This is a genomic window from Pseudomonas cimarronensis (assembly GCF_049331905.1).
Taxonomy (GTDB): Bacteria; Pseudomonadota; Gammaproteobacteria; order Pseudomonadales; family Pseudomonadaceae; genus Aquipseudomonas.
In genome coordinates this window covers 3,451,047-3,460,582 of record NZ_CP186283.1, presented here as the reverse complement: position 1 = coordinate 3,460,582, position 9,536 = coordinate 3,451,047, and the positions used below count along the sequence as shown (strand labels likewise).

At 61.5% G+C, this 9,536-nt stretch carries 7 protein-coding genes; 3 read left to right on the top strand and 4 right to left on the bottom strand.

The genetic code is table 11. The annotated features are described in order from the left end of the window. Window positions 1–203 precede the first annotated feature (203 nt). The 3 genes from ACOCLD_RS16135 to ACOCLD_RS16125 are packed head-to-tail and all read left to right on the top strand — an operon-like array spanning window position 204 to window position 5,097. Window positions 204–1,547 (top strand): TolC family outer membrane protein, encoded by a 1,344-nt coding sequence (locus ACOCLD_RS16135; protein WP_422909887.1) that lies wholly within the window; start codon window positions 204–206, stop codon window positions 1,545–1,547. A gap of 48 nt (window positions 1,548–1,595) precedes the next feature. Further along, window positions 1,596–3,731 carry a type I secretion system permease/ATPase gene (locus tag ACOCLD_RS16130; RefSeq protein WP_422909886.1) on the top strand — a complete coding sequence of 712 codons (2,136 nt, stop codon included), beginning with the start codon at window positions 1,596–1,598 and terminating at the stop codon, window positions 3,729–3,731. Between the two features lie 31 nt (window positions 3,732–3,762). Then, window positions 3,763–5,097, top strand: coding sequence for an HlyD family type I secretion periplasmic adaptor subunit (locus ACOCLD_RS16125; RefSeq protein ID WP_233686242.1), 1,335 nt, complete (start codon window positions 3,763–3,765; stop codon window positions 5,095–5,097). 82 nt (window positions 5,098–5,179) lie between these two features. Here ACOCLD_RS16125 and mmsB read toward each other — a convergent pair whose 3' ends face one another. From mmsB to ACOCLD_RS16105, 4 genes are all read right to left on the bottom strand, one after another. After that, the gene (gene mmsB, locus ACOCLD_RS16120) at window positions 5,180–6,064 is read right to left on the bottom strand and encodes a 3-hydroxyisobutyrate dehydrogenase (RefSeq protein WP_422909885.1); all 885 of its coding nucleotides are present in this window, start codon (window positions 6,062–6,064) and stop codon (window positions 5,180–5,182) included. Between the two features lie 130 nt (window positions 6,065–6,194). Beyond that, window positions 6,195–7,298 carry an enoyl-CoA hydratase/isomerase family protein gene (locus ACOCLD_RS16115; RefSeq protein ID WP_422909884.1) on the bottom strand — a complete coding sequence of 368 codons (1,104 nt, stop codon included), beginning with the start codon at window positions 7,296–7,298 and terminating at the stop codon, window positions 6,195–6,197. Between the two features lie 149 nt (window positions 7,299–7,447). After that, a complete protein-coding gene (locus tag ACOCLD_RS16110) occupies window positions 7,448–8,266 on the bottom strand; it encodes an enoyl-CoA hydratase (protein WP_257778711.1) in 819 nt (272 codons plus the stop codon). Window positions 8,267–8,367: 101 nt separating this feature from the next. Then, window positions 8,368–9,534, bottom strand: a complete 1,167-nt coding sequence (locus tag ACOCLD_RS16105) for an acyl-CoA dehydrogenase family protein (RefSeq protein ID WP_422909883.1) — start codon at window positions 9,532–9,534, stop codon at window positions 8,368–8,370. Between the last annotated feature and the right edge of the window lie 2 nt (window positions 9,535–9,536).

The window sequence follows — 9,536 nt, the reverse complement described above, 5'->3', positions numbered from 1 at the left end:
AATTACTAATATGCCAAACTATTGACCGAGTGCTCGCGATAATAAACAATGCGCGCGCTGATGTCACTTTGATATTGGTTTTTGCTCTTGTGATGCGTGTCACGTTTTTTCGGCTGTTTATGTATCCTGTGCCACTTTGCGTCAAGCGCATTGCGCCGTCGTTGTTCCAAGTCACTAGCCCAGCCTGAAAGGAATTCCACCCAATGCGTTTTTTTGCACTGTTCCCTCTTGCTCTTGCTGTATCGATGACGGCCCATGGCCAGACGCTCAACGAAGCCATGCAAAGTGCCCTTGAGGTGCATCCAGAAATTCAGGCAGGCATCAACGCGCGTCTATCTGTCGAAGAGCAGATGAAAGCCGCCAAAGGCGGGTACCTGCCACAGGTAGATCTGTTGGCCGGTTATGGGCGTGAGGGTACTGACAGCCCTGGCACCCGCGGTCTGAATCACAACACTGAAACCCTGAATCGCGGCGAATCCAGCCTGCGTGTGCAGCAGATGCTGTTTGACGGTTTTGCCACCAGCAGTGAAGTCGGTCGTCAGCGCGCCACGGTGAATGCCCGTGCTTATGAACTGCTGGGCACTGCCGAACGTACCGGGCTGGCCGTAGCGCAGGTCTATCTAGATGTGCTGACCCGCCAGGAACTGGTGCGTCTGGCCGAGAACAACCTGGCGAGCCACGAACGTATTTACGATCAGATCACCCTGCGTAGCCAAAGCGGTGTTGGCCGCACTGCCGACCTCGACCAGGCCGAAGCGCGCCTGGCCCAGGCTCGCAATAATCTGATTACCGAGAAGACCAACCTGGCTGATGCGCAGGTCAACTATTTCAGCGTGGTGGGGCGTGATGCGGGCGAGCTGACTCGTCCAACTGGTCTGCAGGGGCTTCTGCCGGAAAGTCTGTCAGCGGCGCGCCAGGAAATGCTGGCCAACAACCCGTTTCTGAGTTCGGCCGAGGCGGATGTAAAGGCCAGCGAGCAGCAGTATGAAGCGGCCAAGTCGACCTTCTACCCACGTTTCGATGCCGAGTTGTCGCGCGGTATGGACAATAATCTGGACGGCGTGAAAGGCCATAACAACCAGTGGAGCGCGATGGTCAACATGCGCTACAACCTGTTTGCCGGCGGTAGCAACAAGGCTGATCTGCAGTCCAAGGCCTATCAGACCAACCAGGCCATGGACATCCGCAACAATGCCCTGCGTGTGCTCAACGAAGACCTCGGTCTGGCCTGGAACGCCCTGGAAAATGCTCGCCAGCAGCTGCCGATTGCCCAGCAGTATGTCGATTACAGCAGTCGTGTGCGCGAGTCCTATCAGAAGCAGTTCAGTCTTGGTGATCGCACCTTGCTGGACCTGCTCGACAGCGAGAACGAACTGTTCACCGCTTCGCGTCGTCTTGAGGAAGTTCGCTTCACTGAACTGTTTACTCAGTATCGGATCAAGGCCACCATGGGCTCCCTGCTCAAGAGCCAGGGTGTAGTTGCACCTATGGCGGCTGCACCGCTGGATGAGATCAAGGCTCAGGTAAACTTGCCGGGCCTGAATTAGGCCCTATTCAAGTATGAGTGAATCCTTGTGGCAGTAGATCCAAGCCCGATGCAAACCCGTAGCGATCCCCGTGATCGCTACGACGACCCTCTGCTAGATAGCCTGTTGTCGCTGTGCAGCCTGCACCAGAAATCGGTCAGCCGCGCGATGTTGACCGCAGGTCTGCCACTTCCCGAACAGCGTTTGAGTGCCGAATTGCTGCCACGCGCCGCCGCACGCGCCGGCTTGCAAGGGCGCTGGCTGCGTCGTGGTCTGGAAAAGATTCCAGCTTTGGCCATGCCGGCTCTGCTGCTGCTGCACGACGGTCGCAGTGCCATTCTGCTGGGCTGGGATGATCAGGGCCGCGCACGCATCATGCCCAGCGAAAGCGAAGGGGGCGAGGTGCGGGTCAGTGCCGAGGCGCTGGCCAAGGATTACAGCGGGCAGGTGTTCTTTGCTCAACCGCTGCATAAATTCGATTTCAACCGTGGTGAGCTGATTCCGCGTGCCACCTCTTGGTTTCGCGACACCCTCAAGCGCTCCCGCTGGCTGTATATCGATGCGGTTGCCGCGAGCTTTCTGATCAACCTGATCGGCCTGGCCACACCACTGTTCGTGATGAACGTGTATGACCGGGTCGTACCGAACCAGGCCGAAGCGACCCTGTGGGTGCTGGCCGTTGGTATCACCGGAGTATTTTGCTTCGATCTGCTGCTCAAGACCCTGCGCGGTCTGTGTCTGGATCTGGCGGGCAAGAAAACCGACCTGATCATCTCCGCCACGCTGTTCGAACGCATCGCTGGCATGGCCATGAAGTTCCGTCCGGCGCGGGTGGGCAGCTTCGCGCAGAACATCCACGAATTTCAAAGCCTGCGTGATTTTCTCGCTTCGCTGACCATGGCCAGCGTCATCGACCTGCCATTTACCCTGCTGATTCTCGCGGTGATCGCCATGATCGGCGGGCACCTGGTGTGGATTCCGATCCTGGCCTTCCCGCTGGTAGCGCTGATTGGCTGGCTGTTGCAACGGCCACTGGCGGAAACCATGCAGCGCACCATGGCCCTGGCCGCTGAGCGTCAGTCGAGCCTGATCGAGAGCCTGGCCGGCCTGGATGCGGTCAAGGTCAACAATGCCGAGAGCGAGCGCCAGTACCTGTGGGAGCAGACCATCGGCACCCTCAGTCGTCTGGAGCTGCGTGCGCGCATGCTCTCCAGTCTGGCCATGAACTCGACCATGCTGCTGCAGCAACTGGCCGGTGTGGTGGTGATCGTGCTCGGCGTGTACCAGATTATCGATGGCAACCTGAGCATGGGCGGCTTGATCGCCTGTTATATGCTCAGCAGCCGTGCCCTGGGGCCGCTCACACAGGTTTCCGGGTTGCTTACGCGCTACCAGCAGGCGCGGGTCACCCTTGATTCGGTCAACCAGATGATGGAGTTGCCGCAGGAGCGGCATGCCGACGAGCGACCGCTCAAGCGCCAGGCTTTGCAAGGTGCGGTGGAGTTCCGTCAGGTGGAGTTCCATTACCCGGATCAGCAACAGGCCGCCTTGTTGGGCGTCAATCTGGTGGTTCGTCCGGGCGAGAAGATCGGCATCATCGGCCGTAGCGGCTCGGGCAAAAGCTCGCTGGCAAAACTGATCGTCGGCTTATATCAAGCGGATGCCGGTAGCTTGCTGGTGGACGGTATCGACGTACGCCAGCTGGATGTCAGCGATCTGCGCCACAACATCGGTTATGTGCCGCAGGATATTCAGCTGTTCAGCGGCACCTTGCGCGACAACCTGGTGTCCGGGGCGCGCTATGTGGAGGACGAGTTGGTGTTGCAGGCGGCCGAGCTGGCCGGCGTACACGAATTCGCCCGTTTGCACCCCAAGGGCTATGAACTGCAGGTCGGCGAACGCGGCCAGAACCTCTCCGGTGGCCAGCGGCAGAACGTTGCCCTGGCCCGTGCGCTGCTGCTCGATCCGCCGATTCTGCTGCTCGACGAACCCACCAGCGCGATGGACAACACCGGCGAAGAGCGCCTCAAACAGCGCCTGTCTGCAGTGATTGGCACCAAGACCCTGTTGCTGGTCACGCACCGCGCCTCGATGCTCAGCCTGGTGGATCGGCTGATCATTGTCGACCGTGGGCAGATCATCGCTGACGGGCCAAAAGGCAGTGTGATGGAAGCGCTGAAGAAGGGGCAGATCAGTGTCAGCTAACGCGCCTGAGAAGAAGAGCCTGCGCCAGGCCATGGCTGCCTATTTTGGCGGCCATGATGAGCTGGGTGATGAGCCGCTGCCAGAGGTCAACAAAGCGTTGATCGAGGATGCGCCACGGGTGGTGCGTCTGACCATCTGGGGCTTGATCGCCTTTGTGGTGTTCTGCCTGCTGTGGGCCAACTTTGCCGTAGTCGATGAAGTGACCCGCGGCGATGGCAAGGCGATTCCGTCTTCACGCTTGCAGAAAATTCAGAACCTGGAAGGCGGTATCGTCGCCGAACTGTTTGTCCGTGAAGGGCAGATTGTTGAAGTGGGCGATCCGCTGTTGCGGTTGGACGACACCCGTTTTGCTTCCAACGTGGGTGAGACCGAGGCTGACCGCCTGGCGCTGTTGCTGCGGGTGGAGCGCCTCAGCGCCGAAGTGCAGGATCGCGAGCTGGTGGTGGCTGATGAAGTACGGGAAAAAGCCCCCGGGCTGGCGGATAACGAGATTCAGCTGTTCAACAGCCGCAAGCAACAATTGCTTGATGAAGTTGCAGGTCTGGAAGAACAGTTGACCCAGCGCCGTCAGGAACTGCGTGAGTTCGCCTCCAAACAGGGGCAGTTCAGTAACAGCCTGAATCTGTTGCGCCAGGAAATTCGCATGTCCGAGCCGCTGGTGGCCGAGGGGGCAATTTCCCAGGTGGAGGTGTTGCGCCTCAAGCGCGCCGAAGTCGAGGCCCGTGGTCAGCTGGAAGCCACCACCCTGGCCATTCCGCGTGCCGAAGCAGCGATCAAGGAAGTCGAGCGCAAGATTGATGAAACCCGTGGGCGCTTTCGCAGTGAGGCGCTGACGCAGCTGAATGAAGCACGCACCGAACTGAGCAAGATCCAGTCGACCGGCAAGGCGCTGGAGGATCGGGTCAACCGTACATTGGTCACGTCGCCGGTGCGTGGCATCGTCAAGCAACTGCTGGTCAACACCATTGGTGGGGTGATTCAGCCGGGCAGCGATCTGGTGGAAATCGTGCCGCTGGGGGAAAACCTGCTGGTCGAGGCACGTATCCGTCCACAGGACATTGCCTTCCTGCATCCCGGCCAGGAGGCGATGGTCAAGTTCACCGCGTATGACTACACCATCTACGGTGGACTCAAGGCCGAGCTGGAGCAGATTGGTGCCGACACGGTCACCGACGATGATGGCAACAGCTTCTATGTGATCAAGCTGCGTACCAACAAGAGTCATTTGGGCAGCGAGGAAAACCCGCTGCTGATCATCCCCGGCATGGTCGCCTCGGTGGACATCATCACCGGCAAGAAGAGCGTGCTCAGCTACCTGCTCAAACCGATTATCCGCGCCCGTGCCGAGGCGCTGCGCGAGCGGTGAGTGAGCTGGAAGACAACCTGTAGGAGCCAGCTTGCTGGCGATCAAGCCAGAGCATCGCCAGCAAGCTGGCTCCTACGAGACCTTATTCGACAAACAGCTGCTGCACCACCGAGAAGTCCTGCTTGCCCTTGCCCTGTTTGAGCAGCAGGCGATACAGCTGCAACGCCAGTGCGCCCATCGGTGTGCTGCTGCCGCTGGCCTGGGCGGCTTCCTGGGCGAGGCCGAGGTCTTTGGCCATCAGCTCGGCCATAAAACCGCCGCTATAACCTTTGGACGCCGGGGCGTTTTCCATGACGCCGGGCCAGGGGTTGTACTTCTCCAGCGTCCAGTTGCCGCCCGAACTCTGCCGCATGATCTCGGCCAGTACCGCCGGCTCCAAGCCGTTGGCCACGCCCATGGCCATGGCTTCGGCGGTGGCGATCATCTGCACCGCCAGCACCTGGTTGTTGCACACCTTGGCCACTTGCCCTGCGCCATCAGGGCCGGCGTGGAAGATGTTCTTGCCCATGGCCTCGAAAATCGTGCGGGCTTTTTCCAGGGTGCTGGCCGCGCCGCCGATCATAAAGGTCAGGGTGCCCGCTGCCGCACCGGCGGTGCCGCCGGATACCGGTGCGTCAAGCAGTTCGATTCCTCGCTCACGTGCGGCCTGATGCACCTTGCGTGCGACCTCCGGGGCGATGGTCGAGCATTCCAGTACCAGGCTGCCGGGTTTGAGTGCGGCCAAAAGGCCGTCAGCACCCAGGTAAAGGCCTTCGACATGCCGGCTGGCGGGCAGCATGCTGACCACCACATCGGCACCCTCTACCGCATCCAGGGCGCTGCTGGCGGCTTGGGCGCCGTGCTTGGCCAGGTCATCTACCGCTGCTTGCAGCAGGTCAAAGGCTTTCAGGTTGAAGCCGGCCTTGAGCAGGTTGCGGGCCATGGGCAGGCCCATATGGCCGAGGCCGATGAACGCGATCGTTGTCATTGTTGTTCTCCTTGTGATCAGTCCAGGTGGGCAGCTCGCCTCGGTTGCCGTTCCAATTGTGCGAGGCGCTTCAGCGGCGATTTTTTAGTGGTCCCCGTCGCGGCTGAAGCCCTTCCCACAGATTCGCTATCTACAGGTCTGCCAGCGGGTGGTCGCCGTCCCAGGCTGGGGCGAAATGCGCGTCGATCACCTGCTGCGGAATGTTCGCCACATCCGGCCAGTGCCAGTGTGGCGCGTGGTCCTTGTCGATCAGCCGCGAGCGCACCCCTTCGGGGAACTCCGGGTGACGGCAGCAGTTCAGGCTCATCGCGTACTCCATGCGGAACACTTCGGCCAGGGACAGCTGTCTGGCACGCTTGATCTGCTCCCACACCAGATGTCCGGTCAGCGGGCAGCCGCCAGCCAGGGTTTTGCCGGCGCGGGCCAGCAGCGCATCACTGTCTGTTTGCAGGGCGCTGATGGCCTGCCAGGCCTGCGGCAAGTCAGGTACATCCAGCAGTTCATCGATACGTTCACGGCGTGGCAGCCACTGGGCTTCTGGCAGTTCACTGCGGGCCTGGTTTTCCAGGGCCTTGAGCAGGCTATGCAGCTGCTGCTGGCTGTGCTCCTGCCAGTTGAGTTGGGCAAGGCCACTGAGCAGGTCGTCCTGTTGGCTGTCGAGCAGTACGCGGTCAGCCAGGTTCAGCTGCAGGGCATCCGTGGCATTGATGCTGCTGGCGGTCAGGCCGAGAAACAGGCCGAGCTTGCCCGGCAGGCGCGCGAGAAACCAACTGCCGCCGACATCCGGGTACAGGCCGATATTCACTTCCGGCATGCCCAGACGGCTGCCAGGTGTGACGATGCGGAGGTCGGCAGCCTGCATCAAACCCATGCCGCCACCCAGCACATGGCCGTGAGCCCAGCAGATAAAGGGTTTGGGATAGGTGTGGATGCGGTAGTCCAGACGGTACTCGTCAGCAAAAAAGCGTCGTGCTAAAGGCGGGATTTCCCCCGGATGTTCACGGCACTGATGCACCAGTTGCACCACGTCGCCGCCGGCGCAGAAGGCCTTGGGGCCATTACCGCGCAGCATCACGCAGGCGATGCCCGGATCGTCCGCCCAGGCCTTGAGCTTGGCATCCAGCGCTTCGATCATCGGCAGTGACAGGGCATTGAGGCTCTTCTCCGCGTCCAGGCTGGCGATGCCGATGCGGTATCCGTGTTGGGCCGGGCGTTCTTCGAATTGCACGTTCATCTGCGTTTCCAGAGTCGGGTGGAGCGGGGCGCGTAGCCGGCGTTTTATCCATCCACCGAGTGAGGCCATGGTGGATGTAAAAGCGACATCCACCCTACGGATTTACGTTGCCTATGGGGCAAGCCGCGCACGGCTTGCCCGCGTTCTGATCACTTGTTGCGCCACTGGGCGTCGCGTTTTTCCAGAAAGGCGTTGACCCCTTCGCGGGTGTCGTCGGCGTCGAACAGGTCGACAAAGCGCTCGCGCTCCTCGCTCAGCCAGCTGTTCGGGCTGCGTTCGCGGGCGCCCTGAATCAGCGGCTTGATGGTGCGCACCGCCACCGGGCTTTGCCGCGCGACCTTGGCCGCCAGCAGCAGGGCATGGCCACGGGCTTCGCCGGTATCAACCACCTGCTCGACCAGGCCGATGCGCTGGGCGGTCTCGGCATCCACCCGCTCGCCGCAAAGGATCATGCGTTTGGCCCAGCCTTCGCCGACCAGCCAGCTCAGGTGCTGGGTGCCGCCAGCGCAGGGCAGCAGGCCAACTGTGGCTTCGGGCAGGGCCAGCTGCGCCTGGCGCTCGGCAATACGAATATCGCAGGCCAGGGCGCATTCCAGGCCGCCACCCATGGCGTAGCCGTTGATTGCAGCAATCGATACACCACGGAAATCGCGCAGTGCCTCGAAGGCCTCGCCGAAGCGCCGGGCCATCTCGCGGGCGCGGGCCTTGTCACCGTCGGCGAACAGCTTGAGATCGGCGCCGGCACTGAAGAACTTGCTGCCCTGACCGGTGATCACCAGGGCATAGATGTCATCGTCATGATTGAGGTGTTCGACCAGCTGTTTGAGGCCGATCAGCGAGTCGCGGTCCCAGGTGTTGGCCGGCGGCTGGTTGATGGTGATCAGCGCGGTATGCCCGTGTTTTTCCACGGTGAGCTTGTGGGTCAGGTCAAACACGCCGGGGTTGTAGGCTTCGATGGCAGTGCTCATGGGTATCCTCATATCTGAGTTTGTGTAGGAGCCAGCTTGCTGGCGATGCTTTTGGGCATTTGATCGCCAGCAAGCTGGCTCCTACAGGTCCGATGTTTTGCTCAGAGCAGGCGATCCAGCATGCCGCCCTGATCCAGCAGGCGGCGGGCGATGATCACCCGCATGATCTCGTTGGTGCCTTCCAGAATCTGGTGCACGCGGCTGTCGCGCACCCAGCGCTCCAGCGGGTAGTCGTTGAGGTAACCGTAGCCGCCATGCAGCTGCAAGGCCTCGTTGCATACCGTGAAGCAGTGGTCGGTGGCAAAACGCTTGGCCATGGCGCAGTACAGGCTGGCTTCGCCGTGGCCCTGATCCAGCTTGTGCGCGGCCAGGCGCACCATCTGCCGGCTGGCAGTCAGCTCGGTGAGCATATCGGCCAGTTTGAACTGCAGGGCCTGGAAGGCGCTGAGCTGCTTGCCGAACTGCTTGCGCTCTTCCACGTAACGCAGGCTCTGTTCCAGCGCCGCCTGGGCCGCGCCGAGGGAGCAGCTGGCGATATTGATGCGGCCGCCGTCCAGGCCCTTCATGGCGTAGACAAAGCCCTGACCCTCGGGGCCGATGCGGTTGCCGGCGGGGATACGCACGCCTTCGAAGCTGATGGTGCGGGTGGGCTGAGCGCGCCAGCCCATCTTCAGTTCGTTGCGCCCGTATTTGACGCCTTCGGCATCGGCCGGCACCAGGAAACAGGACACCCCCTTGGCGCCGCTGTCTTCACCAGTTCGCGCCATGACGATCAGCACATCGGTGCTGCCGGCGCCGGAGATAAAGCACTTGCTGCCGTCGATCACATAGTCGTCGCCGTCGCGGCGGGCGCGGGTGCGCAGGTTGGCGGCGTCGGAACCGGCATCCGGCTCGGTCAGGCAGTAGGAGGCCAGCAGCTCGCCGCAGGTCAAACGCGGCAGCCAGGCATCCTTCAAGGCCTGGTCGGCGAAGGATGCGAGCATCCACGACGCCATATTGTGGATGGTGAGAAACGCCGTGGTGGTGATGCAGCCCGCCGACAGCTGCTCGAAAATCAGCGATGAGGACAGCCTGGACAGGCCCAGGCCGCCGTCCTCTTCCTTGATATACAGGGCCAGGTAGCCCTGTTCGGCGGCGCGCTTGATCACCTCAACCGGGAAGTGATGATCACGGTCCCAGTCAGCGGCATAAGGCGCCAGCTCCTTGGCGGCGAAGGCGCGGGCGCTGTCTACTAGCAGGCGTTGTTCATCGCTGAGTTCGAAGTCCATAA

Excerpts from the sequence above, each read along its gene's own strand:
- ACOCLD_RS16135 (WP_422909887.1), top strand. The coding sequence starts at position 204 with ATGCGTTTTTTTGCACTGTTCCCTCTTGCTCTTGCTGTATCGATGACG.
- ACOCLD_RS16130 (WP_422909886.1), top strand. The coding sequence starts at position 1,596 with ATGCAAACCCGTAGCGATCCCCGTGATCGCTACGACGACCCTCTGCTA.
- ACOCLD_RS16125 (WP_233686242.1), top strand. The coding sequence starts at position 3,763 with ATGGCTGCCTATTTTGGCGGCCATGATGAGCTGGGTGATGAGCCGCTG.
- mmsB (WP_422909885.1), bottom strand. The coding sequence starts at position 6,064 with ATGACAACGATCGCGTTCATCGGCCTCGGCCATATGGGCCTGCCCATG.
- ACOCLD_RS16115 (WP_422909884.1), bottom strand. The coding sequence starts at position 7,298 with ATGAACGTGCAATTCGAAGAACGCCCGGCCCAACACGGATACCGCATC.
- ACOCLD_RS16110 (WP_257778711.1), bottom strand. The coding sequence starts at position 8,266 with ATGAGCACTGCCATCGAAGCCTACAACCCCGGCGTGTTTGACCTGACC.
- ACOCLD_RS16105 (WP_422909883.1), bottom strand. The coding sequence starts at position 9,534 with ATGGACTTCGAACTCAGCGATGAACAACGCCTGCTAGTAGACAGCGCC.